The following is a 24,009-nucleotide window of genomic DNA, read 5'->3' as shown; positions in this document are numbered from 1 at the left end:
GGAACTTCACCTAGTTTTTTAACCTCTCCTAAATAACCCTAATACTTCAACAGTCTCCGTAATATTAACGAATGCTTGTGGATCAATTTCAGAAATGGCTAGTTTCATACCAGCAAGCTCTTCACGTGAAACAACAGTCATAAGTACACGTTTTTTCTCACTTGAATACGCACCCTCACCATCAAGAAGTGTAATTCCTCGCACAACAGTTGAAAGGAGTTTCTTTTTCATTTCTTCAGCTTGATTTGTTACAATCATAAGTGTAACTTTACGATGTTTCGTATGAATAGCATCAATTACTTTACCTGTTACATAGATTGAAAGTAAACTCGTTAATGCTACATCCCAATCAAAGAAAAATCCAGCAATGACAACAACGACTGTATTTAAAATAATGAGGAGTCCACCAAGTTTAATATCTTTTTTGCGAGATAGTAGCATACCGATAATATCAAATCCACCTGTGGAACCATGACAATTAAAGACAAGGCCAATTCCTGTCCCTGCAATTACGCCGCCAAATATGGAAGAAAGAAGGGGATCTTTTGCGACGATTTGTACTGGAATCCAGTATAATGCTGCAGATAATACTACAACAGAGACAACTGTATTAAAAATTACTTTTTTTCCAAGACCTATGTACCCTAAAATAAGAATAGGTAAGTTTAATGCAAAGTTAATAATTCCTGTGTTTACAGGGGTTACAATTCCTAAGATAATAGCAATTCCACCAATTCCACTACTCAAAATCTTGTGGGGGATAAGGAAAAGATTAAAGGCAACTGCAATAATGATAGAACCAATGATAACTCCAAGAAATCTGACCATCTTTTTCCCGTCCTTCACTAAAAAATCATATTATTTCAAGATTATATATGAAATTGAAAGTATTAGGGGAAAACAGTTTATTTCGGGAAGTTAGACTGATTCGAAAAATCAAATTATTTTTACATATTTCATTAAAGGGGTGTAAAAATATGAAAATTCAAATGTATCAACAGAAAAGTCCTTTGAAGCAGGAGTGTGAGGATTCGTTTTTTTGTAATGAAGGATTGAAAATCTATGGTGTATGCGATGGTGCAACGCCACTTGTCCCGTTTCAAGATGAAGAGGGGCATAATGGAGCATATCTAGCTTCAAACGTGTTTGCAAGTCATTTTACATCGCTAAAAGAAGTGACAAGTTTGCAAAAAGCAATTGCAAGCGCAAACGAAGTGTTACAAGAAAAAATGATAGATTATGAGATTGATATAACAAAGAAAGATCATGTATGGTGTACATGTATTGCTGTAGTTCGTATAAAGGATAGAAGCATTCAATATGCTCAACTTGGTGACTGTATGATTGTTGTTACATTGCGTGATGAAACCATAAAGGTGTTAACAAAAGATACAGTGAAAGGAATTAGTGCACGAGCGAAAAGAAAGCGTGAAGAAGATAGGAAAAAGGGACTTCTTGTACCGGAAGAATATATATTTAATGACATTAGGCAGCAACTAAAATATAATCGTTATCTTGCCAATATGCCAAATGGGTATTCAGTAGCAAATGGGATGTCGGAAGCAATTACTTGGATCCAACAAGGAGAATTTCCACTTTCTGAAATGAAAGGAATATTTATTTGTTCGGATGGATTATTTCACCCAGACTGGTCACTTGAGCAAACAGTACAATATGTAAGCATGCATGGTATAAAAGAATATGTTTCTATAATAGAAGAATTAGAAGAACAAAAACGGATTCGACCAGATGATAAAACGATAATCATGATTGAGTTGTAAAGGAGGATCCTGAATGGAATTTAAGCAAGCAAAACTGACGTTTCAAGATGAATTGCAGCCTTTACAAAACGTAACAAAACTCATCATTCATCACACTGCTGAAGATGGATGGGATGTGTATAAAACACATGAATTCCATCAAAAGGTACGAGGATGGAGTGGCATCGGATATAATTATTTTATTGAAGAAGATGGGACGGTGTTTGAAGGTAGAGGATTATACATCGGAGCCCATGCAAAAGGATATAATAGCAAAACGATAGGGATTTGTATGACAGGTAATTTTGATAAATATGATCCGACTTTAGCGCAAATCGATTCTTTACATTCACTATGTAAGTGGTTTATGAAGAAGTTTTCTATATGTGAAGAACATATACTTGGTCATCGGGAATTAGAAGGTGTCACAAAAACTTGCCCAGGAACACGTTTTTCTATGGTAGAGTTAAGGAAAACATTATCTCAAATATAGAGGAGAAGAGGATTCATGATGAATGTAAAAATACCAAATGAAAAGAAAGATGAGCTTGTAGAACAAATTCAGAAGTTTTTTGAAGAGGAAGACTTAGATACAATCGGACGTTTTCAAGCAGAGCGTTTAATAGAAGAAATGATAAAATTACTTGGACCATATGCATATAACCAAGCGATTGGAGATGCGAGAAAGTTAATTACAGATAAGTTGTCGAACATAGAAGAGGATTTATACGTGCTAGAAAAACAGGATGGTAAATAAAACGGGCCTTAAATAGGCTCGTTTTATTTATGTGCATGTACTTTCTCTGTTACATTACCCGCAGTATGCTTCACGGTGCCTTTTATCTTGTCCCATTTACCTGTAGCTTGTAATTCCTTATTGTCAGTTACTTTCCCAACAACTTCTTTTACTTCACCTTTTACTGTATTAAAGGGAGGTCCGGAAATAATTTTTGATGAAAATGCAGTCGCATTTTCAAATTGCTTCATATTTACTTGCATTGGATTTTTTTCCATTGTTTGCAAAGCTAATAATCTAGTGGATAACATGTTGATTTCTGCTTGTTCGATTACTTTTGCTGAATGAAGTGTAATAGTATAGTTCAATATTTTACCTCCAAAAAATAATGTAATATGTATTTACAATGTATGAATACGACCCTAAGGTTATTTTTCCTTTTAAAATTTAGGAGAAGTAGGATTTTTTATGGAAGGAAATTGGAAGATTGCTGTCGAAGGGAGTAGAAACAGAACGAAGGTGGTGCTCTCATGCGAAAGAAAGAGATACATACATGCTCTTATTGTGGCTCTAGCAATATTGGGGAAGGTGAGTTTGTTGGATATGCGCAAATAAGAAAAAAAGAAACGATGTTTACGTCTTCTCCAGTAGATGCTTATATTTGTACGGATTGTGGAAGTATACTTTTGTTGAAAGTGCGAAATTATCAAAAGTTCAAGCAGAAACCAATATAAATAGAAGAAAAGCATTCATATCCAATGCCTTATACAAATCGATTAATATTATGTCTGATACATATACGAGATATTCTTGATATATTTGAATATAATTCAAAAAAATAATTAAAAATGATGTATTTGTAAAAAGAACATGTCGTGATATGAAGAGGTATGCGATTTTGTGTGATACATATGTTCAAAAAGACAGAGAGTGGTTTATAAAGGAGTCACTCTCTGTTTTCTATGAGAGGTGTGTGCTAGAAGAAATATTTCTTCGGAAATAATTCAGAAAATACAGAAAAATAAAACTTATAAGTGCGGAAGTTTGGTATAATATCTAATAATGAAAACGCTTTAATAGGAGGTTGGGAGAAATATGATGATGAATGTACCATTAACAATTAGTTCAATGATAGAAAGGGCAGAAAAGTTGTTTCCAAAAAAAGAAATTGTTTCGCGTACACATGATACTATAACAACTTTAACATACAAGCAATTAGGAGAAAGAACAAGGAGACTCTCTAGTGCGTTACAGAAATTAGGGATAAAAGAGGGAGAACGAGTTGGGACCTTAGCGTGGAATCATCATCGTCATGTGGAAGCCTATTTTGCTATTCCGAGTATTGGATCTGTCTTGCACACTATTAATATTCGTTTATCTGCACAGCATATTTCCTATATTATTGGACATGCGGAAGATCGTATTTTACTCGTTGATGAAGATCTCGTACCCCTCGTTGAAAAAATTCAAAGTGAATTATTGACTGTACAAGCATACATCATTATGACCGACAAAAAAGAACTTCCAGAAACTTCACTAGAGCCGGTCTATCACTATGAACAGCTTCTTGCAGAAGGGGATCCTGATTTCCAATTCTTAAAAGATATTGATGAAAACACACCGGCAGGTATGTGTTATACGTCAGCGACAACAGGTAACCCAAAAGGTGTTGTATATACACATCGTAGTACGGTACTTCATTGTATGACTCTAGGATTAGCAGATACAGCTGCATTATCTGAAAGTGATGCAGCAATGGCAATTGTTCCAATGTTTCATGTGAATGCTTGGGGATTACCTTTTGCAGCAACGTGGTTTGGATCAAAACAAGTTTTACCTGGTCCGATGTTTACACCGAAAATATTACTTGAAATGATCCAGGATGAAAAAGTGACGTTGGCTGCTGGTGTACCAACGATTTGGCTTGGTGTTTTACAAGAATTAGAAAATAATAACTATGATTTATCAAGTATGAAGCGGATTTTATGTGGGGGTGCTGCTGCACCTAAAAGTGTGATAGCTGCATTCGAACAAAAACATAGTGTTCCTTTTGTGCATGCATACGGTATGACGGAAACAAGTCCACTTGTGACACTTGCACGGTTAAAAAGCTATGAAACAGATTTATCCTATGAAGAGCAACTGGAAATTCGATCAAAGCAAGGATATCTTGTACCAGGCGTTGAAATGAAAGTAGTGGGAGTAAATGGGGAAGTGAAATGGGACGGAGCTGAAATGGGAGAATTATGTTTACGAGCACCATGGATAGCTGCAAGTTACTATAATGACGAACGCACTATAGAAGGTTTCCGTGATGGTTGGTTATATACAGGGGATGTTGTTACAGTTGATGAGGAGGGCTGCGTTAAAATTGTTGATCGCGCAAAAGATGTTATTAAAAGTGGGGGTGAGTGGATTTCATCTGTAGATTTAGAAAATGCTTTAATGGCACATGAGGCTGTATTTGAAGCTGCAGTTGTCGCAGTACCTCATCCTCAGTGGCAGGAGAGACCTGTTGCATGTGTTGTGCAAAAACAAAATAGTTCTGTAACGAAAGAAGAATTATATGAATTTTTACGACCGCAGTTTGCGAAGTGGTGGTTGCCGGATGATATCGTTTTTATGGAGGAGATCCCTAAAACATCAGTTGGTAAATTTTTGAAACAAGCGTTACGAAAAGAATTAGAGCATTTGCATAAAGATATCGAAAAGTAATTAAGAAAAGGCTCATAAACTTGGGAACAAACCAATTCTTCGGTTTGTTCATAGTGCTGTTATTGGTGTAAATCAGCATTTACCAGGGGGTGGATCTATATTTGCTGTGCAAAAGTTATTGCAAGATCAGAACTTATCAATAGACGATGTTGATTATATTGAAATGAATGAGGCCTTTGCTGCTAAGATCGTGGCCTGTGCGCAAGAATTACAAATTTCCTATGAAAAGTTAAATGTAAACGGTGGAGTAATTGCACTCGGTCATCCTTACGGTGCATCAGGAGCTATGCTTGTGACTCGTTTATTCCATTAGTATGTTTCTTGTTAAAGGCGGACGCATAGAAATCGCTTCTTTCTTCCATAATTTTCTTTAATTATAAAACATACGTTCCTTTTGTGGAAGGGGTTTAGCTAATAATCTAGAATTATATAGCTTGGAAGTCATATGTATAGAATGAAAAGAGGAGACTATATGAATCATTTATTACAAGTTCGAGTAACTGGAATTTTGATTGAGAAAGAAAACCTTTTAATTGTAAAACAAAAAGTTTCTGATCGAAATTGGTCTTTACCAGGCGGAAGAGTAGAGGGGGAGAAATGTTAGAAGAAGCTATGATTTGAGAAATGAGAGAAGAGACGGGATTGGAAACTAGAATTAAGGAATTACTATACATTTGTGATAAACCGGATGTTACGCTATCACTAGTACATATTACGTTTTTACTTGAAAGGGTGTCGGGAGAAATAAAGCTACCGTCTAATGAATTCGATCATAATCCAATCCATGATGTGAAGATGGTACCAATAACAGAATTACGAAATTATCATTTTTCTGAGACATTTATAGGACTTATTGAAAAAGGATTTCCTAATGCAGGAACTTATCAAGGATTGAAACAAAATATTGGCTTGTAAGTAGATAAAAATCTAAAGGATAGCAACAGGCTATCCTTTAGATTGTACTTTAAAATGTTTCTTGTGATAAATGAATAAGATGAGCTAGAAATTCTTCACCCGTAATAATTGCTTTTCCTCCGCCGCGAGCGCTTTTTTGATTACCGCCGCCTTTTCCTTCAATAGTAGGAAGAGCATTTTTCAAAATTGTATTCATGTTTGCTGTTACCGCTTTCCCGCATGCAAGAACGCATTGTAATTTTTCTTCATTTTCGGTAACTAGGTATGTAATAGAGTTTTCATTTTGTTCGGTAATGATAGCTGATAATTTCGTGATTTCCTGCATGGAACGATGTGTAAAGACTTTAGAAATGAGTGTTCCAGCATGTATGTCTATGGATTGTTGCAACAATTTATTTGCTTCTACGAAAAGTAGTTTTTCGTTCATAGTTTGTAGTGCTTTTTCGTTTTCTTCTTGAGAAGTAAGAAGTTGGGTTACTTTATTTGGAATATCATTTTCACTACTATTTAACTGTTTGGAAACGTCTTTAATAATTTGTTGATGACGCTTCATTAACTTGAGTACACGCCATCCTGCAACCAATGTTAAACGGATACCACCTTTATTCCGCTCCCACCCTATTATATGAATTGGCCCCACTTCACCTGTATATTTTGGATGTGTGCCACCACAACCGTTGTAATCGTAGTTTTCAATGATTACAACGCGAATATTTTCTGTAATTGTTGGTTCTTTTCGGAGAGGTAACTGTTTTGCTTCCTCTAAGTTCATCCATTTAATATGGATAGGATGATTTTCAAAGACAATCTGATTTGCAATTTGGAGTGCGCTAGTAGCTGTTTCTATCGAAAGTTCAGGTGTATCTAAATCAATTGTTATCGTTTCTTTTCCAAGATGAAAACCAATTGTGGGAATGTCAAAATGATCCCAAAATGCAGCGGATAGAATATGCTGAGCTGTATGTTGTTGCATATGATCAAAACGACGCTGCCAATTAATTTTACCCGTTACCTCTTTTGTATGTAATTCACTTGATATAAAATGACGGATTTCGCCCTCAACTTCCTCAACATTGACGACGGAAGCTTCATTTAATGTTCCTGTATCATGTGGTTGCCCACCGCCAGTTGGGTAAAATGCTGTTTCTGTCAAAGTAACATATAATTTTTCTTCTCTATCATAGGCCTGTTTAATAATTTGTGCTGTAAATGCTTGCTGATAGGCATCGATGTAATATAATTTTTGGTTCACTTTCGTACTCCTTTCTATCTCACTAGTTTCATTGTAAAACAATCGAAATAAGTTTCCTAATATTTCAGAAGAAAAAATCTCTTTTTTAGAATTTTCTTGCTATAATAAGAAAAAGGGAATATACGGGGGTGGATGAAATGCTGTATGAAAATGGCGTAGACAAATTGATTCGTCTCAATACAAATATTTCTGAACTATATCGAGAATTACATGGAATGACTCGGACTTTAATGGAGTGTAATCGAGAAAGTATAATATTCGATCGGTTATATGTGAAAGAGTTATTATGGAAAAAAGAAGATGTGTCCGCTATGTATGATCAGCTTCTCGTTCAGCTTTGTATCAATGAATGCTTTGATTTAAAAAGTGTCATCACTGGTGAATACAAATATACGTATGAGGAAGTGGAAAATGCGGTTCTTGAATTTAATGAAAAGTACGATGTGAACATCCTAATCAAGGACGTTTGCAAAGAGTTACAGTTTACATATGGTATTGACATGGAATTATCTAGGATAGCCAAGGTGTAATCATATTTACTATAAAAACAGGGAGAAGAAAGCTGTTAGTTTGCTTTCTTTTTCTATGCATATGCATGAAATAGGGTTAGAAGCTTAATTTTACCCCGCATTAACGGACAGTAATCCTCCCTATCTCAAGGTTCAGAGAGAAGAAAGGAAGATAGGTAGGGGATAACTGCTCGTAAAAGCTCGAGTGGTGAAGGCTTTCCATCAGTGGGAGATGAAGAAAACCCACACTGATGGAAGTTTCACTTTATATAAAATAAAGAAAAAACAGGGTAGGAAAAATTAGTAACAAACTTTTTCCACTCTGTTTTTATATAACGTTTTAATTAAAAAAAAGAACTTTTTTTTCATGTTCATTTGCAACTTCAGTTTTTGAAATGTGTATGGCAAGAAAGCCATTTTCTAAACAGGCTAGCATTTTTTTATAGATGATGTTAGCAGGTAAAGAAATTGTTCGTTGCAAGGACGAGTTCTTATGAAATATATGAATTGCTAGGCCTGTCTCCATCTTGTTTATAAGTACATCTTGTTCTGACACATTAGGGATATCAGTTTCTAAAATATACTCTTGCTCCGTTTCACAAAGATCAATGTGAATGTGATTAGGGAAACTGAAGTTGTCGTATGAATCAGAGCAAAACTGATCCATCCATTCTTCAAAACCATCAACATGAAAAAGACAGTTTTTCTTTTTCTTGCCCATGTAAGACACCCTCCGTAAAGTCTCAATTCATATTATAATATGCATTAAGAAATTAGAGGTGAAAAACAAACTAGAAAATATGTTGAGTGGTTTGTTGTAAATAGCTTAAGTGAGAAGGACAATACATGTGCATTGTCCTTCTTTTACATATCGTGATGCGCGTGATTTTTTTGTCTTGAATGATTTCGGTTTTTTACTTTATGTGACCCACTTAGCGGCTCAGGTTGCCCAGAAGGCTGTCCTTTTTTTGTGTTTTGACGAATAGACTTGCTATTGTTTTTTTCCATGTTGTGTTGCACCTCCTTCTTGTATTTAGAATGAGAGAACTTTGTAAATTTATACGAGAATGTTTTTATGAAAAAAGGTAAAGCTAAGTGAGACTAACTATAACAGAAAGGGGAAAGCGTATGCCGTATCATAAAGATAAACAGCAAGCTTTTCAAGCCGCACAACAAGGAGTCGTACAAGCGGAAAATTTATACAAAAATATTGTGAAAAATGACCCGAATTATGGTCAGGATTTAAAGCATTTACGCCAAGAAGTTCAAGAGGCATATGAACAAATTCAAAATGCATTGGAAGTAGCATCTGAAACACAACGTCCACAACTTGAGCAGTATGAAAGTAATTTGCAAAACATTATACGAGATGTGGATCTGCTAGGCGATTGAACAGGTTGTATGAGTTCAACAACCTGTTCAAATTTGGAGTCAATATGTTGAAAAGAAAAATTTCTGTAATAATCATTTGTTTGGTTTGTGTTGTACATATATTTCAAGTGGACAAAGTAGAAGCGAAAATGCTGATGAGAAAAGAATTAGAGCCTACGGGTTATGTAACGTGGGAGGTACCAAATAACGAGAAGATAATTGCAATTACATTTGATGATGGTCCGGATCCTACGTATACTCCGCAGGTGTTAAAGCTATTACACCAATATAAAGCTGAGGCAACTTTTTTTATGATTGGTTTTCGGATTCAGCGGAATCCGTATTTAGTTAAGCAGGTGCTAAAGGAAGGACATGAGATTGGAAATCATACGATGAATCATTTATATGCTAGAAGTGCATCTGATGAAAGATTAAAAGATGATATTTTAGCGGGGAAAAAGTATTTACAAAAGTGGGTAAAGGAGCCGCTACTTTTCCGTCCACCAGGTGGATATATTAACGACGCAGTTTTTACGACGGCAAAAGAAGCGGGTTATCAAACCGTTTTATGGTCTTGGCATCAAGATCCAAAAGATTGGGCAAATCCAGGAACTGAGTCCATTGTGAATCATGTTGTGAAAAATGCGAAGAGTGGAGATATAGTGTTATTACATGATGGTGGAAGTGATCGGAGTCAAACTGTAGCTGCATTAGAGAAAATTCTGCCGGCCCTTCAAAAAGAAGGGTATCGATTTGTAAAAGTTTCGGAATTGTTACGTTATAAACATTAAATAAAAATCCCAAAAGGAGTACCTTTTGGGATTTTTCATTACTGATTCTTCTTACGTTTTTTATTATTTTGACGCTGAGCTGGTGTTAGTGGTTCGTTTGCAAACTCCTCATTATAACCAGTTCCTTGTCCTTGTGCTGATGCAGCATTCATTCCTGGAATTACATGATTTGCCTTACGTTTACCCATTTAGTTTCACCCCTATAATGTTTTCTTTATAAACAAATAATGATACATGTATGAACGTAAAGTAATACTCAAAGAGAAAGCTTTACTTTATGGTAATAGTATTCATAAGGAGAGCGAAGACTATTCAAAATTCCAGAGATAAAGAAAACTTATGATAAACTATAAGTTTCTTATTATTTACTTATTTAGAAAGTTGTAATAAGATATTATCGTAAGGTATTGAAAAATTTGTCTACATTTTATATTCAGACAACTCAGTCACGTTTAACAGGGGGGAAACATAATGGTCAAACATAATCCATTTCAATCTCGTGAAACATTTGAAGTAGATGGAAAAACGTATCATTATTATCAATTGAAAGCGCTTGAAAATGCAGGGGTTGGCAACGTATCACAATTACCATATTCAATTAAAGTTTTGCTTGAATCTGTACTTCGTCAAGTTGATGGACGTGTCATTACAGAAGAGCATGTTACAAATTTAGCGAAGTGGGGAACGAAAGATGTTCAAGATATCGATGTTCCATTTAAACCATCTCGCGTAATTTTACAAGACTTCACAGGTGTTCCAGCTGTCGTTGATTTGGCTTCACTTCGAAAAGCAATGGCGGACATGGGTGGAGATCCTGATAAAATTAATCCGGAAATTACTGTAGATCTTGTAATCGATCACTCTGTACAGGTTGATAGAGCGGGTACAGCAGACGCGCTTGAATTCAACATGGACTTAGAGTTTAAACGTAATGAAGAACGTTATAAATTTTTAAGCTGGGCACAAAAATCGTTTGATAACTATCGTGCAGTACCACCAGCAACAGGTATTGTACACCAAGTAAACCTTGAGTATTTAGCACCAGTTGTTCATGCGGTGAAAAATGCTGAAGGTGAATTAGTTGCATACCCAGATTCATTAGTGGGAACAGACTCTCATACTACAATGATTAATGGTATCGGTGTCCTTGGATGGGGCGTTGGTGGTATTGAGGCAGAAGCAGGGATGCTTGGACAACCTTCATACTTCCCAGTACCAGAAGTAATCGGTGTTAAATTAACTGGTACACTTCCAAGTGGTACAACAGCAACAGACGTTGCGTTAAAAGTAACACAAGTGTTACGTCAGAAAGGTGTAGTTGGTAAATTTGTTGAGTTCTTCGGTAGCGGACTACAAAGCATGCCTTTAGCTGACCGTGCAACAATTTCAAACATGGCACCAGAATACGGTGCAACTTGTGGATTCTTCCCAATTGATGAAATTTCATTAGATTACTTACGTTTAACAGGAAGAGACGAAGAACAAATTCGCATTGTTGAAGAATACTGTAAAGCAAACGGTTTATTCTATACAGCAGACAGCAAAGATCCAATTTATACAGATCTTGTTGAGATTGATTTAAATACAATTGAATCTAACCTTTCAGGACCAAAACGTCCACAAGATTTAATCCCTCTTTCAAACATGAAAGATGAGTTCCATAAAGCGGTTGTGGCACCAGTTGGAACGCAAGGACTTGGGTTCAATGAACAAGAATTTGATAAAGAAGTGAAAGTTGCATTAAAAGATCAAGAAGTAACGATGAAAACAGGTGCAATTGCAATCGCTGCGATTACAAGCTGTACAAATACATCTAATCCATATGTATTAATTGGTGCAGGCTTAGTTGCGAAAAAAGCAATTGAAAAAGGACTTAAAGTACCTGGTTATGTAAAAACATCATTAGCACCAGGATCTAAAGTAGTAACGGAATACTTAGATAAATCAGGCCTAACAACTTATTTAGATCAATTAGGATTCCAAACAGTTGGTTACGGATGTACAACTTGTATCGGTAACTCTGGCCCATTAGAACCAGAATTAGAAGAAGCAATTGCGGCAAATGACCTATTAGTAACATCTGTTTTATCTGGTAACCGTAACTTTGAAGGTCGTATTCATCCGCTTGTAAAAGCGAACTACTTAGCATCACCACCACTTGTTGTGGCGTATGCACTTGCTGGTACAGTGGATATCGACTTGAAAAATGATGCAATCGGTAAAGATGCAAACGGTAACCCGATTTACTTTAACGACATTTGGCCATCAGCTAAAGAAATTGAAGAAGTGGTTCAAAGCGTCGTAACGTCTGAATTGTTCAAAAAAGAATATGCACAAGTATTTAACAGCAATGAACGCTGGAATGAAATTCAAACTTCAAATGAAGCGTTATATACTTGGGATAATGACTCAACATATATTCAAAATCCACCGTTCTTTGAAGGATTATCAAAAGAACCAGGTGAAGTAGAAACACTTTCAGGTTTACGCGTAGTTGGTAAATTTGGTGACTCTGTAACAACAGACCATATTTCACCAGCAGGTTCAATTGGTAAACATACACCAGCAGGCCGCTATTTATTAGAAAATGGTGTACAGCCAGTTGACTTTAACTCTTATGGTTCTCGCCGTGGTAATCATGAAGTTATGATGCGTGGTACATTCGCAAATATCCGTATCAAAAACCAAATCGCACCAGGAACAGAAGGTGGATATACAACTTACTGGCCAACTGGTGAAGTAACATCTATCTATGATGCTGCGATGAAATATAAAGAAGACGGCACTGGACTTCTTGTAGTTGCTGGTAAAGATTACGGTATGGGAAGTTCTCGTGACTGGGCTGCGAAAGGTACAAACCTTTTAGGTATTAAAGCAGTAATCGCAGAAAGCTTCGAGCGTATTCACCGCAGTAACCTTGTATTAATGGGCGTATTACCATTACAATTTAAAGAAGGCGAAAGTACTGAAACATTAGGTCTTGTTGGTAACGAATCATTTGAAATTCAAATTGATAAAACAGTTAAACCACGCGATCTTGTAAAAGTAGTTGCAATTGACCCAGAAGGAAACGAAAAACAATTTGAAGTAGTAGCACGTTTCGATAGTGAAGTAGAAATTGACTACTACCGTCACGGTGGTATCTTACAAATGGTGCTTCGTGAAAAAATTGAAGAGTCTAAGGTGTCAAACTAAGTAAAATGTTGTAGTAAACGAGAAAAGTAAATAGTTTCAATCAAAATTAGGAAGCTGACTGATGTTAGCTTCTTAATTTTATGTAAAAAGAAAGGAAAGAGATGCAATCATATGGTTGCATCTCTTTCCTTTTCTTATATAAAGAACTGGAGGTATAACAATGAAAGAATATAAAAGAAATGTTGATGAAATAGGTTTATTTTTTTACAAACAGGGATTAGAGTAATACCCCTGTTTGTACATACGCAGTTTTCATTCTGCTTTATTTAGTTGATATTCATATGTAGAAGAGTTTTTAGTATTAAATTCTTTCACTAATGTGACTGTATTTGTTTCTGGATTATATTTAAATATTTTAATGGTATGCTTATCGCCACTTTCAGGATCATTTTCCTGTAAAGCAAATGTATTTCCTGCAATTTGCGTCATATTACTAGTTGGTATATTAACTGGAGAAGAGTCGTGGTTGGTAGAAACTTCAACAATCTTTCCTCTGTCAAAAAATATAAGGACTAAAATTAAGATGACAAAACATATGCGCATATAGCGTAGTTCTTTACTAATTGGATGCTCTCCCATAGCATTTATCCTTCCTATGATTATTATGAACTAGAGATTGTTGTAATTGAGTAGAAGCTAATAATGCCAAGTGTAGTGAATAAAATAAACGATATCAAAGCTGTATAAATGCAAACACGGCTGATTTTTCTTCTTTCAGGATCTTTACTAAATAGGGATATAATCCATCCGATAATACCAATAGGATAAAATATGAAACTAAAAATATAGAGAACAGCTTTTTCAAATGAGTGCATAAGAAGCCTCCTTTTTAAAAGGAAGGTATTTGCACAAAACAGTACAAACATCTTCTTTATTGTAATTTTTTTCGTCTTATAATTATTACTGTGATATAGGAAAGAATGGAGTAGAAAGTGCCGTACAGTATCCAAGCATCGAAGTTGAGGGAAACGACACGTAAATCCTATCCAGATACGATAATGAAAAAAATAGGTGGAATAAGAAAAGAAATAAGAACAGGAATCCATTTGAATTTATAGAGTAAGGCTCCAAAAGCAATAGATAACAATGATAAAATAACAAAAATAAAAGTAATGGGATAGGTGAGTAATTGTAGAATGAATATCACCTCATATGTTTATATTTTTGCGTAAACGTATTTGATGAGAGAGCTTAGATACAACTAGTCCTGTCATATAAAGAAAAGTTAGAATGAGAACTGTACTAATGATAGGAGACTTTTGAAATGCGTATAACAACCTATCAATATAATAAATTTGATTTACATCTGTAATTGATTTTGGTGAAAAGACTAAATATTTCTCCCAATTCTTTTCCACAGCAATTATCGCACCTGTAGAATGTGTGACAAGTAATGTGTAAAGAAAAATAGGAAGAACAATCATGAGTTGTAAACCGATTAATCCTGTTTTATGTTTTCTCCAGTATAACCAGCGAGTTATCGTAATTCCTATTAAATAGACAATTGATAATACAAAAATTGTAGTAAAAACTGGATTATACTTAAAGGCATACAACAGTTTGTCAATTTCATAAATTTGATTGGAGTCTTCTGCTGTTTGGGGAGTGAAGACGATATGTTGTTTCCAGTCCTCTGAAATACTTAAGTAGCTAGCAGTCCAGCTTGTAATAAACAATGAGAAAAATAAGATGGGGAGAATGATAACATATTGTAACCAATGTAAAACGGTTTTATTCATAAATAATGACACCCTTTCCAAATTATAACTATTATAATTATATGATAAAAAGAAACGGTTTTCATTGTTATTAAGAATATTCTATTTATTTATCAGGAGAATATTTCCAAGGTTGTCCGTATAAGCTAAAATAAAGTATAAATACTATTGTTATTTTTAAGTGATATATAAAATGAGATAAGCGATAAGGATGATGTATATGTGGCGAAAGCTTACCATTGTTGTAGTGTTGCTTTGTTTAGCGAGCTATGCAGTTTATGAACAGCTCGGAAAGAATGAGAAACAAGTAAGGGAAGAACCAGTGAAAAGCGAAACGGCGATGAAAGAAGTCATTGCAAAAAATGGGATTGAGGTAGGCAAGATTGCACCGGATTTTGAGTTATCAAAATTAGATGGCACAAAAGTAAAATTATCGGATTTTAAGGGGAAGAAAGTTATTTTAAATTTCTGGGCAACGTGGTGTGGACCTTGTCAGCAAGAAATGCCGGATATGGAAGCTTTCTATAAGAAGCATAAAGATGATGTAGAAATCCTTGCTGTAAATTATACGGTTTCTGAACGTGCTAACGGAGAAGAAAAAGTGAAAAAGTTTGCAGAAGAGAAGGGATTGACATTCCCTATTTTACTTGATAAAGATATAAATGTTACAACAATGTATAAAGTAATTACCATTCCAACTTCTTATTTCGTGGATACAAAAGGTGTGATTCAAGATAAATTTATCGGACCGATGACACAAAAAGAAATGGAGAAGAGAATTGCGAAAATAAAATAATGAAAGAGGACAGAATTGGCTATTTGTCATTTCTGTCTTTTCTTTTTCATTAAGCAGCTTGTTCGTGATATGATGAAAGAAATTTCATCGAAAATAATGATTGGGGAGCGTATATTGTGGGGAATTTACCATTGACAGGAGACTATGTTGTTATTGATTTTGAAACGACAGGATTTAATCCTTATAATGATCGAATAATTCAAGTGGCAGCGGTTCGGTATCGTAATCATGAGCTGGCAGATCAATTTGTTTCTTTTGTAAATCCAGAGCGATTTATTTCTAATCGAATTACGAGTTTAACAGGGATTACAAATTATCGCGTTTCGGATGCTCCAACGATTCAGGAAGTTTTGCCGTTATTTTTAGCGTTTTTAGGAGAAGATACCATTGTTGCTCATAATGCTTCGTTTGATATGCGTTTTTTAAAGAGTAATGCAAATATGCTTAGATTGCCAGAACCTAAAAATATAGTAATTGATACCGTCTTTTTAGCGAAAAGATATATGAAGCATGCCCCGAACCATAAGTTAGAAACTTTAAAAAGAATGCTCGGAATTCGTTTAAGTTCTCATAATGCACTTGACGACTGTATCACATGTGCAGCTGTGTATCAAAAATGTGCTGCTATTCAAGAAGAAGGACAAAAGAAAACAAAAAAAGAAACGGTTGAAGAAGACGAAGTGTACACACTAATAAAAGAAATGCTTGTAAAGCATAATCGCGATATAGAATGGATTCGCAATGTGAGTGTTGGAAGTTATCTAGATATAAAGGCTTTTTATCCGATTATAAGGGTGAAGGTAAAAGGGCGAAAAAAATATGTTTTAACTGAAAAGACAGAACAAGAAATATTAGGGATATATCCTACTTTAAAATGTGAGCCGGCTTTAAAAAGTGAAATAGGGACAACTAGAATTATGATTGAAAGCATAGAGGACTTTACAAAATTAGAAAATTATATTTTAGAGAGTTATGATGCAGTCATGCAAGCGCTGAATGAGTACAAAGAAATGAAAGATAATGCGGATGAAGAAATTAAAAAATATTTAAGTATAACGAAATGATAAAGTGAAACTTTAATCAGTGGGGGAATTCTTCATCTCCTACTTAAGTTGTTTCATTTTACTGAATTTTGAGAGGATATTACTTGTTTGTGAATAGCAGGATAAAATGCTTGGAAATCCATTAGTTGTTTAAGAACAGCTAATGGACTTTTTTGTTAACAAAAGACTTTTCTTTGACAAAACATAAAATTTTCTTACAAATCTGATTAAAGAGTTTTTCATTTGCTCATACTAACTATAGTAAGAAAGAGAAGGAGAAAGGATGAGCAGCATGAGAAGAAATCGTCGAAGAACGTTTGAAGAACTTGTGAAGGAAAATAAGCGGCAACTACTAAACGATCGTGATGCAATTGAACGGATTGAGGAACGAATCGAGAAGCGTTATGAAATGCAATTTTTTAAGCAGGCTGAATAATTCTTATCACTAGTATGATACTAGTGATAAGGAGGCGATAAGAATGGGAAATCCAAAGAAGAATTCCAAAGATTTTACACCAGATCATATTGGAACACAGTCGAAAAAAGCCGGTGGAAACAAAGGGAAGCAAATGCAAGACCAAACAGGGAAACAACCGATTGTTGATAACGGTTAAAAAAAGGAGAATGTTTTCATTCTCCTTTTTTTATGTGCATACATAATCTAATTCGTTTTTGGAAAACTAACATGGTATGTATATTTCAACTAGGAGGGAAATCGTATGACAGAGCAATATAAAGCGAATCCAGATGATAGAAGTGATAATGTAGAAAAACTACAAGAAATGGTACAAAATACGATTGATAACTTTAATGAGGCAAAAGAAACTGCAGAGGTTTCGAATGAAAAAGATCGCGCTGCAATTGAAGCGAAAAATCAACGCCGTTTAGAAAGTATTGATTCATTGAAAAGTGAAATAAAAGATGAATCTGAATATGATGCGTAAAAAAGGCTGACAGTTGTCAGCCTTTTTTTGTAATCGAGAAATTTTCCACAAGTAAACGCCAATTTTGCGGGAAAGGAAGCCCGATTTTCCAATAGCTAATCCCGCGAATGCCTTGTTCTTTTACTAAATTAAACTTACTCTGAACAGACCTGGCATCTTCAAACCATACTTCATGCTGTACACCATTTTCATCAAAGTAATTAAAGTGTGGTGCTTGAGCTGTAAAATCATAACGAATTGGAACATTATATTTACGAGCAAGTGCAACGGCTGCGACAGAGCTAATTGCTTTTGCTGGTGGATTTCCTTCTTTAAAGGGAAGCTTCCAGTCGAATCCATATAAATTTTGTCCCATCATAATTTTTCGCGGGGGCATTTGAGATTTTGCATATTGGATTACCTGTTTTACAGGGCCAATAGGAGAAACTGCCATGGGTGGTCCACCTTGCCATCCCCAGTCATATGTCATAATCACGACAAAATCAACAATTTCCCCCTGGGCTTTGTAATCGTGTGCTTCGAAAAATTTTCCTTTTTGCTTCGAACTTGTTTTTGGAACAAGTGTTGTGCTTAACGTATATCCTTCAGGTAGTCGTGTTTTTACATTTCGTAAAAATCGGTTATATGCTTCGCGATCTTCGGGTGCAACATTTTCAAAGTCAAAATGAATATCACGCATATTATATTTTTTAGCTGTTTGGAGGATATTTGTAATGAATTTATTTTGAATAGTAGGGTTTCTTAGAAGAACAGAGGCTAATTCAGCGCTAAAATTTCCGTTTTCAATATTTGTAATAACGAGCATTGGGATTGTTTGACCTTGCACTGCAATTTGAGCAATTCTTGCGGTTTCAGTCGGCTCTTTTAACGTTCCATCACGCAATGCTTCAAAGCTAAAGTAAGCTAAATATGTGAGATAAGGATTGATGGCCCGCGTAGCATTCACTAAACTTTCTTTAATTGGAATGGTAGAAGGTTGTAAGTAGGCAATAGATTCTATCGTTCGTTTAGAGCCCTTTGGTACATATAGTTGTTGACCAACATGAAGAATGGATTTTAATGATAGATTGTTAACTTTTGCTAAGCTAGCAAGAGGAACGTTATATGTTTGAGAAATTCGATAAAGACTGTCTCCGGGTTGTACATAATAATTATTACCTCTCGTATTTACAATCAGTGCCTGACCGACAACAAGTGTCTCAGCTGGATTAAGTCCGTTGTCTTTTACAATTTCTTCGGGCGTAGTGCCATATTTTGACGCTAAGCTATATACGCTATCACCACTACGAACGGTTACGATTTGAATCATATATTCGCTCCTTTCAGTTAAAAAGATCCACCGTTTCTATTTTATTTTTGATTTCCCTGTATTATGATTAAATGTATGTGAGGAAACAGAAGTGAGAAGGAGATAAAGATATGTTTGTAGCAGAACACGAAATTGAGATCCGCTATGCGGAAACAGATCAAATGGGCGTTGTTTACCATTCAAATTATTTAGTATGGCTTGAATTAGGGCGTACAAAATTGATACAAGAATTAGGATTTTCATATATTGAAATGGAGAAAGAAGGGGTTATTTCTCCCGTATTAGATTTGCAAATTTCATATCGGAAAGCAATGCGTTATGGAGAGAAAGCAATTGTGAAAACATGGATTGATTCAGTTAGTCCCCTTCGCGTTATATATGGATATGAAATTTATAACGGTGATGGAGATCTTTGTATTACAGCTACAACAACAAATATTTGTGCGAAAAAAGAAGGTTTTCGTCCTGTGTCCTTTAAGAAACTATATCCAGAGTGGTATGCGAAATATGAGGAAATTAAGAAAAAATAAAAAAGCGTGGCAAAAGCCACGCTTTTTTATTTTTCGTAATTAAATTGAGGGAAGTCATCACCGTCGTTAAAGGTAACGGATAAGTCATGTCCATCAAAGAACCATTCATCATCACCTTCAACGAAGAAAGTAATGCCGTCTTCTTGAATTTGAACAGCAGGATGTGCAGGATCGTCTTTACGGATTCCTAAAGAAAGTCCTTTTTGAACAGTACTGCAACCGCCATATTGTACGAAAAAGCGAAGTGTATCGCCAGATTGTAAGTTTAATTCATCTTTATACCAATTTACTGCTTCTTTTGTTACGGAAAGATTCATGTATAGTTCCTCCAAGTTATGTTGCCTTTTCTTTAGTATAAAAAATAACGCAAAAAGACGCTATTAATATGCTTTGCGTTTTCTTTTTGCGTTATGTGGGTCACAACCTTACTTTTGTTTCTTTGTCAAATTTGCTTTTGGTTCAGTTTTATTTATAATTCGTCCAATATTTGCACGGTGTCTATAAATAACCATACCAGCTAATAAACACATCGCAACAATGAAGATTTTATCCCCGTCAATAATTGATGCAATAACAGCTACGATAGCTGTTACCATAGAAGAAAGCGATACGTATCTCGTTGTAAATAGAAGGGTGAAAAAGATAACAGCTAATATTGCAAAAATAACTGGCGCATAGCATAAGAGTACTCCAGCAGAAGTTGCAACTGCTTTTCCGCCGCGGAATTTTGCAAAGATTGGGTATACATGTCCAAGAACTGCAGCTAATCCAAACCAAAGGGGATGGATATCTAAGGCGAAAATTAACGGCAGAGCTGTCGCTAACGTTCCCTTTAAAATGTCAGCAATTGTAACGATAAAACCTGCTTTTTTCCCTAGCGTCCGAAATGTATTCGTTCCTCCTAAATTACCGCTACCATGCTCGCGAATGTCGATTCCATAACCAATTTTTCCAACAACAAGTGCAAATGGAATCGAGCCAAGTAAATAGGCAACGATAAATAAAAGATATGTAATAAGCATAAGTTCAGTCTCCTTTATTCAAATGTGTTGATAAAGGGTAAAAAGAGTTTTTCCCATATATTGTACCATACATTTGTAAAGAGCACATTTCTTTTTTGTAAATGAAAAATTCAAAGTTTCTTAAAAAAACTTTCACAAGAATGTTACATTTCTCACAGATCTACTATAACTATATGTTGTATCATTTTGTTAGTGAATTAACAAGATGTTGTTGGAGGTTTGAAAAATGATGAAACAAAGTGCATGTGGAGAAGAGTTAATGAAGATTTTTGAAACAATTGTCCACGGGAATGAGCAAGATTTAATGCAAGAAAATGCAAATGTTGATGGGCGGTCTCCTATGGGGATGATGGGAACATTTGCATCTGAGAGTGCAAAATATTATGCAATGGAACACTTACTTTCTGAACAAGTAAAAAAAGCAATAGATCAAAATATATTATACCCACATGATTTAGATTTTTATGCGACAGGTACAACAACATGTTCGCAGATTCCTTTAGCACAAATGCTTGAAAAAGGATTTCATACCGGGCATGGGCATATGAGGCAACCACAAGATATTAAAAGTGCATTGGCACTTTCTTCGATTATTTTCCAAGCGAATCAAAACATGCAGCACGGTGGTCAATCAGCTGCGTTATTTGACATTGATTTAGCACCGTATGTGAGAAAAACATTCGAGAAAAATAAGAAAAGATTAGAAACGTATCCGTTAACAAAAGAGCAAGTAGAAGAGTTTGCGTGGAAAGAAACAGAGAATGATACGTATCAAGCTTGTGAAGCTTTTATTCATAATTCCAATAGTATGCATAGCAGAGGTGGTGGGCAAGTTCCGTTTATTTCTATTAACTACGGAACGGACACGTCGAAAGAAGGAAGATTGTTAATTAGACAATTATTACGGGCGACGCAAGCTGGATTAGGAAAAGGTGAAACACCCATTTTCCCTATTCAAATCTTTAAACTAAAAAAAGGTGTGAATTTTGAAGAAAGTGATCCGAACTATGATTTATTTGAATTGGCGTTAGAGACGACAGCAGAACGATTATTCCCGAACTTTTCATTTTTAGATGCGCCATTTAATGCAGTTCATTATGATGGTCGCCCAGAAAGCGAAGTATGTTATATGGGCTGTCGTACGCGTGTTATGTCTAATATTCATGGGGAAGAGACCGCGATTGGAAGAGGGAATTTATCGTTTACTTCTATTAACTTAGTAAAATTAGCATTGATTAGCGGTTCAAAAGAAGCGTTTTTTGAAGCTTTAAATTATTATATAGATCTTGGTATTCGTCAACTATTAGAAAGATTTGCTTACCAATGTACGAAAAAGGCAAGAGATTTTCACTTTTTATATTCGCAAGGAGTATGGCGGGGCGGAGAAAAACTGCATCCTGAAGATTCTGTTGCTGAGATTTTAAAACAAGGAACATTAAGTATTGGTTTTATTGGCCTTGCAGAATGTTTAGTTGTTTTAACAGGAAAACATCATGGAGAAGATAAAGAATCATGGAATCTTGGATATGAGATTGTTACCTTTATGAGACAGAAAATGGATGCAGCAACGGAAGAACATCAATTGAATTTCTCTTTAATTGCAACGCCTGCAGAAGGACTATCAGGTAAGTTTGTTAAAAAAGATCGAGAAGAATTTGGAATGATTAGCGGTGTAACAAATCATAATTATTATATAAATTCATTTCATATTCCGGTGTATTATAACATCCAAGCGATAGATAAAATACGTTTAGAAGGGCCATTTCATACGCTTTGTAATGGCGGACATATAACGTATATTGAATTAGATGGAGCGGCGGTTCATAACCAAAAAGCATTAAAACAAATTGTGCAGGCAATGGCAGAGTATGGAGTCGGATATGGCTCCATTAATCACCCTGTGGATCGTTGTAAATGTTGTGGCTATCATGGTGTCATCAAAAATGAATGTCCAAGTTGTGGAAACGAGGATGAGAATGATATCGAAAGAATTCGCCGTATAACAGGATATCTTGTAGGTGATATGTCTAAATGGAATAGTGCAAAGCGCAGTGAAGAAGCGGATCGGGTGAAACATAAATGAGAGTAATGAATATTATTCATGATAGTGTAGTAGATGGTGACGGATTGCGGACAGTCGTGTTTTTTGCGGGCTGTCCGCATCGTTGTTTAGGATGTCATAATCCTAAGTCATGGAATATTTGTAATGGAACTGAAATGACCGTAGAAGAAATTGTGAAAGAGATTGTCAAAAACCCGCTTACTGATGTAACATTTTCAGGTGGAGATCCATTTTTTCAAGCTGCTGAAGTGAAGAAGGTAGCAAATGCGGTGAAGGCTTTGAAAAAAAACTTATGGATTTACACAGGTTATACATTAGAAGAGATACAGAGTTCTCAAAATAATGATATGATAGAGTTGTTACACTATGGGGATGTTCTGGTCGATGGAAGGTTTGAACTTCAAAAAAGAGACTTGACACTTCCGTTTCGCGGAAGCTCCAATCAACGTATTATTCGATTGAAAGAGTAAAAAGGCGGGATAGGTCAGATGAACAAAACAGTATTACTTGTTGAAGACGAAAGAAGGCTACGCGAAATTGTTAGTGATTATTTTCGCAATGAAGGTTTTGAAGTGATAGAAGCTGAAGATGGAAAACAAGCGTTAGAATTATTTGCTGAACATGCAATTGATTTAATTATGTTAGATATCATGTTGCCAGAGATAGATGGTTGGTCTGTTTGTCGTCGTATTAGAAAAGAGTCAGCGGTACCAATTATTATGCTTACAGCTCGTTCTGACGAAGATGATACATTGTTAGGTTTTGAACTTGGGGCTGATGAATATGTAACAAAGCCTTTTAGTCCTAAAGTACTAGTAGCTAGGGCGAAAACTTTATTAAAGCGTGCTGATGGGGCAGTAGGCGTTGCAGAAGAGAATGCACTTTCTATGGCTGGAATCGATGTGAATCGTCTTTCGCGTACGGTATCGGTAAACGGAGAAGAAATTATATTAACGCATAAAGAATTTGAACTTCTTGTTTATTTAATGGAGAATAAAGGAATCGTATTATCACGCCAGCATTTATTAGATCAACTTTGGGGATATGATTATTATGGTGATGATCGTACTGTAGATACACATATAAAAAAATTGCGAAATAAGTTAGGGGATAAAGCAAAACATATCGGAACTGTTATTCGAGTTGGATATAAGTTTGAGGAATAGTTTTTAAATACTATGTAATAGAAAAAACGATAGAAAAGCTTTCCTTTTGGTTGGAAGAGAGAATCCGCCCATGGATAGAAGCGGTCAGTACCTTTTTTTGCCCCATGCCGAGTGAAAACAGAGGGAGAAAACGAGTGGAGATCTCTTTTTGTTTTCGTAGCAGCAACTTATAGGT

General features: G+C 35.4%; 30 protein-coding genes and 2 pseudogenes. 20 read left to right on the top strand and 12 right to left on the bottom strand.

All coding sequences use genetic code 11. From position 1 onward, the window contains the following. Positions 1-18 precede the first annotated feature (18 nt). The gene (locus ORL93_RS19915; protein WP_098160891.1) at positions 19-828 is read right to left on the bottom strand and encodes a YitT family protein; all 810 of its coding nucleotides are present in this window, start codon (positions 826-828) and stop codon (positions 19-21) included. A 149-nt stretch (positions 829-977) separates the two neighbouring features. Between ORL93_RS19915 and ORL93_RS19910 the strand changes: the two genes are divergently transcribed. From ORL93_RS19910 to ORL93_RS19900, 3 genes are read left to right on the top strand one after another with little or no spacing between them, the layout of a single operon-like run. Then, on the top strand, positions 978-1,781 hold the full coding sequence (locus tag ORL93_RS19910; protein ID WP_018781477.1) for a protein phosphatase 2C domain-containing protein: 804 nt from the start codon (positions 978-980) through the stop codon (positions 1,779-1,781). A gap of 13 nt (positions 1,782-1,794) precedes the next feature. Next, on the top strand, positions 1,795-2,253 hold the full coding sequence (locus tag ORL93_RS19905; protein ID WP_006095633.1) for a peptidoglycan recognition protein family protein: 459 nt from the start codon (positions 1,795-1,797) through the stop codon (positions 2,251-2,253). A 15-nt stretch (positions 2,254-2,268) separates the two neighbouring features. Beyond that, complete coding sequence (locus ORL93_RS19900) at positions 2,269-2,517, top strand: DUF2164 domain-containing protein (RefSeq protein WP_018765320.1); 249 nt, start codon at positions 2,269-2,271, stop codon at positions 2,515-2,517. A 23-nt stretch (positions 2,518-2,540) separates the two neighbouring features. Here the strand turns inward: ORL93_RS19900 and ORL93_RS31560 are convergent, their stop codons facing one another. Beyond that, positions 2,541-2,807: a CsbD family protein gene (locus tag ORL93_RS31560; protein WP_371389020.1), complete on the bottom strand. Its 267-nt coding sequence runs from the start codon at positions 2,805-2,807 to the stop codon at positions 2,541-2,543. Between the two features lie 219 nt (positions 2,808-3,026). Between ORL93_RS31560 and ORL93_RS19890 the strand changes: the two genes are divergently transcribed. From ORL93_RS19890 to ORL93_RS19875, 4 genes and pseudogenes are all read left to right on the top strand, one after another. Further along, on the top strand, positions 3,027-3,230 hold the full coding sequence (locus ORL93_RS19890) for a hypothetical protein (protein ID WP_003199126.1): 204 nt from the start codon (positions 3,027-3,029) through the stop codon (positions 3,228-3,230). A 361-nt stretch (positions 3,231-3,591) separates the two neighbouring features. Then, on the top strand, positions 3,592-5,211 hold the full coding sequence (locus ORL93_RS19885; protein WP_097793875.1) for a long-chain fatty acid--CoA ligase: 1,620 nt from the start codon (positions 3,592-3,594) through the stop codon (positions 5,209-5,211). A 7-nt stretch (positions 5,212-5,218) separates the two neighbouring features. Further along, a pseudogene (locus ORL93_RS19880) lies at positions 5,219-5,521 on the top strand (acetyl-CoA C-acyltransferase); the annotation flags it as partial. A 162-nt stretch (positions 5,522-5,683) separates the two neighbouring features. Continuing rightward, positions 5,684-6,126: pseudogene (locus ORL93_RS19875) on the top strand (NUDIX hydrolase). Positions 6,127-6,175: 49 nt separating this feature from the next. On the opposite strand, the gene ORL93_RS19870 reads toward ORL93_RS19875, so the two are convergent. Beyond that, complete coding sequence (locus ORL93_RS19870) at positions 6,176-7,396, bottom strand: alanyl-tRNA editing protein (RefSeq protein ID WP_176524681.1); 1,221 nt, start codon at positions 7,394-7,396, stop codon at positions 6,176-6,178. 119 nt (positions 7,397-7,515) lie between these two features. On the opposite strand from ORL93_RS19870, the gene ORL93_RS19865 reads away from it, so the two are divergent. Beyond that, a complete protein-coding gene (locus tag ORL93_RS19865; protein ID WP_018765327.1) occupies positions 7,516-7,908 on the top strand; it encodes a hypothetical protein in 393 nt (130 codons plus the stop codon). A gap of 319 nt (positions 7,909-8,227) precedes the next feature. On the opposite strand, the gene ORL93_RS19860 is transcribed toward ORL93_RS19865, so the two are convergent. Together ORL93_RS19860 and ORL93_RS19855 are read right to left on the bottom strand one after the other, a co-directional pair. Continuing rightward, entirely contained in the window at positions 8,228-8,608 is a 381-nt protein-coding gene (locus ORL93_RS19860) for an Hsp20 family protein (RefSeq protein WP_003199106.1), read from the bottom strand. A gap of 143 nt (positions 8,609-8,751) precedes the next feature. Then, positions 8,752-8,895, bottom strand: coding sequence for a small acid-soluble spore protein P (locus ORL93_RS19855; RefSeq protein WP_000414451.1), 144 nt, complete (start codon positions 8,893-8,895; stop codon positions 8,752-8,754). 120 nt (positions 8,896-9,015) lie between these two features. Between ORL93_RS19855 and ORL93_RS19850 the strand changes: the two genes are divergently transcribed. Together ORL93_RS19850 and ORL93_RS19845 are read left to right on the top strand one after the other, a co-directional pair. Beyond that, positions 9,016-9,279 (top strand): hypothetical protein, encoded by a 264-nt coding sequence (locus ORL93_RS19850; protein WP_006095641.1) that lies wholly within the window; start codon positions 9,016-9,018, stop codon positions 9,277-9,279. Between the two features lie 44 nt (positions 9,280-9,323). Further along, positions 9,324-10,049, top strand: coding sequence for a polysaccharide deacetylase family protein (locus ORL93_RS19845; RefSeq protein ID WP_029427146.1), 726 nt, complete (start codon positions 9,324-9,326; stop codon positions 10,047-10,049). A 38-nt stretch (positions 10,050-10,087) separates the two neighbouring features. Here ORL93_RS19845 and sspO read toward each other — a convergent pair whose 3' ends face one another. Then, on the bottom strand, positions 10,088-10,237 hold the full coding sequence (gene sspO / locus ORL93_RS19840; RefSeq protein ID WP_006095643.1) for a small acid-soluble spore protein O: 150 nt from the start codon (positions 10,235-10,237) through the stop codon (positions 10,088-10,090). Positions 10,238-10,520: 283 nt separating this feature from the next. Here sspO and acnA point away from each other — a divergent pair, with 283 nt between their 5' ends. Then, on the top strand, positions 10,521-13,244 hold the full coding sequence (acnA, locus tag ORL93_RS19835; RefSeq protein WP_003199100.1) for an aconitate hydratase AcnA: 2,724 nt from the start codon (positions 10,521-10,523) through the stop codon (positions 13,242-13,244). Positions 13,245-13,496: 252 nt separating this feature from the next. On the opposite strand, the gene ORL93_RS19830 is transcribed toward acnA, so the two are convergent. The 3 genes from ORL93_RS19830 to ORL93_RS19820 all read right to left on the bottom strand — a co-directional run bounded on the left by ORL93_RS19830 (position 13,497) and on the right by ORL93_RS19820 (position 14,983). After that, on the bottom strand, positions 13,497-13,823 hold the full coding sequence (locus ORL93_RS19830; protein ID WP_097793873.1) for a YmzC family protein: 327 nt from the start codon (positions 13,821-13,823) through the stop codon (positions 13,497-13,499). A 23-nt stretch (positions 13,824-13,846) separates the two neighbouring features. After that, complete coding sequence (locus ORL93_RS19825; RefSeq protein WP_097793872.1) at positions 13,847-14,059, bottom strand: hypothetical protein; 213 nt, start codon at positions 14,057-14,059, stop codon at positions 13,847-13,849. A gap of 333 nt (positions 14,060-14,392) precedes the next feature. Beyond that, a complete protein-coding gene (locus ORL93_RS19820; RefSeq protein ID WP_098160890.1) occupies positions 14,393-14,983 on the bottom strand; it encodes a YjdJ family protein in 591 nt (196 codons plus the stop codon). 199 nt (positions 14,984-15,182) lie between these two features. Here ORL93_RS19820 and ORL93_RS19815 point away from each other — a divergent pair, with 199 nt between their 5' ends. The 5 genes from ORL93_RS19815 to tlp all read left to right on the top strand — a co-directional run bounded on the left by ORL93_RS19815 (position 15,183) and on the right by tlp (position 17,745). Continuing rightward, positions 15,183-15,758, top strand: coding sequence for a peroxiredoxin family protein (locus ORL93_RS19815; RefSeq protein ID WP_097793870.1), 576 nt, complete (start codon positions 15,183-15,185; stop codon positions 15,756-15,758). Between the two features lie 116 nt (positions 15,759-15,874). After that, positions 15,875-16,822, top strand: a complete 948-nt coding sequence (locus ORL93_RS19810; RefSeq protein ID WP_097793869.1) for a 3'-5' exonuclease — start codon at positions 15,875-15,877, stop codon at positions 16,820-16,822. A gap of 271 nt (positions 16,823-17,093) precedes the next feature. Further along, positions 17,094-17,237, top strand: a complete 144-nt coding sequence (locus ORL93_RS19805; protein WP_003199083.1) for an FbpB family small basic protein — start codon at positions 17,094-17,096, stop codon at positions 17,235-17,237. A 43-nt stretch (positions 17,238-17,280) separates the two neighbouring features. After that, positions 17,281-17,415 carry an acid-soluble spore protein SspN gene (gene sspN, locus ORL93_RS19800; RefSeq protein ID WP_003199081.1) on the top strand — a complete coding sequence of 45 codons (135 nt, stop codon included), beginning with the start codon at positions 17,281-17,283 and terminating at the stop codon, positions 17,413-17,415. Positions 17,416-17,520: 105 nt separating this feature from the next. Next, a complete protein-coding gene (gene tlp, locus ORL93_RS19795) occupies positions 17,521-17,745 on the top strand; it encodes a small acid-soluble spore protein Tlp (protein WP_003199079.1) in 225 nt (74 codons plus the stop codon). Between the two features lie 16 nt (positions 17,746-17,761). Here the strand turns inward: tlp and ORL93_RS19790 are convergent, their stop codons facing one another. Further along, positions 17,762-19,054, bottom strand: a complete 1,293-nt coding sequence (locus ORL93_RS19790; RefSeq protein ID WP_097793868.1) for a glycoside hydrolase family 18 protein — start codon at positions 19,052-19,054, stop codon at positions 17,762-17,764. Positions 19,055-19,164: 110 nt separating this feature from the next. Between ORL93_RS19790 and ORL93_RS19785 the strand changes: the two genes are divergently transcribed. Then, positions 19,165-19,584 carry an acyl-CoA thioesterase gene (locus ORL93_RS19785; RefSeq protein ID WP_003199074.1) on the top strand — a complete coding sequence of 140 codons (420 nt, stop codon included), beginning with the start codon at positions 19,165-19,167 and terminating at the stop codon, positions 19,582-19,584. A gap of 26 nt (positions 19,585-19,610) precedes the next feature. Here the strand turns inward: ORL93_RS19785 and ORL93_RS19780 are convergent, their stop codons facing one another. Beyond that, positions 19,611-19,901 (bottom strand): HesB/YadR/YfhF family protein, encoded by a 291-nt coding sequence (locus ORL93_RS19780; RefSeq protein WP_003207946.1) that lies wholly within the window; start codon positions 19,899-19,901, stop codon positions 19,611-19,613. A gap of 108 nt (positions 19,902-20,009) precedes the next feature. Then, positions 20,010-20,606, bottom strand: a complete 597-nt coding sequence (gene plsY / locus ORL93_RS19775; RefSeq protein WP_003199069.1) for a glycerol-3-phosphate 1-O-acyltransferase PlsY — start codon at positions 20,604-20,606, stop codon at positions 20,010-20,012. Between the two features lie 226 nt (positions 20,607-20,832). Here plsY and ORL93_RS19770 point away from each other — a divergent pair, with 226 nt between their 5' ends. Genes ORL93_RS19770 through ORL93_RS19760 form a run of 3 tightly spaced genes read left to right on the top strand, consistent with a single transcriptional unit; the run spans position 20,833 to position 23,834 of the window. Continuing rightward, positions 20,833-22,689 carry an anaerobic ribonucleoside triphosphate reductase gene (locus tag ORL93_RS19770; protein WP_265959391.1) on the top strand — a complete coding sequence of 619 codons (1,857 nt, stop codon included), beginning with the start codon at positions 20,833-20,835 and terminating at the stop codon, positions 22,687-22,689. Beyond that, entirely contained in the window at positions 22,686-23,138 is a 453-nt protein-coding gene (gene nrdG / locus ORL93_RS19765; RefSeq protein WP_265959390.1) for an anaerobic ribonucleoside-triphosphate reductase activating protein, read from the top strand. The genes ORL93_RS19770 and nrdG overlap by 4 nt, the downstream gene beginning before the upstream one ends. Before the next feature lie 18 nt (positions 23,139-23,156). Further along, positions 23,157-23,834, top strand: a complete 678-nt coding sequence (locus tag ORL93_RS19760) for a response regulator transcription factor (RefSeq protein WP_098160889.1) — start codon at positions 23,157-23,159, stop codon at positions 23,832-23,834. Positions 23,835-24,009 lie beyond the last annotated feature (175 nt).

The sequence above is a fragment of the Bacillus sp. DHT2 genome, from assembly GCF_026241455.1.
GTDB lineage: Bacteria > Bacillota > Bacilli > Bacillales > Bacillaceae_G > Bacillus_A > Bacillus_A pseudomycoides.
Note: the sequence above shows the minus strand (reverse complement) of the source record. Positions and strands in the feature narration are given on the sequence as shown.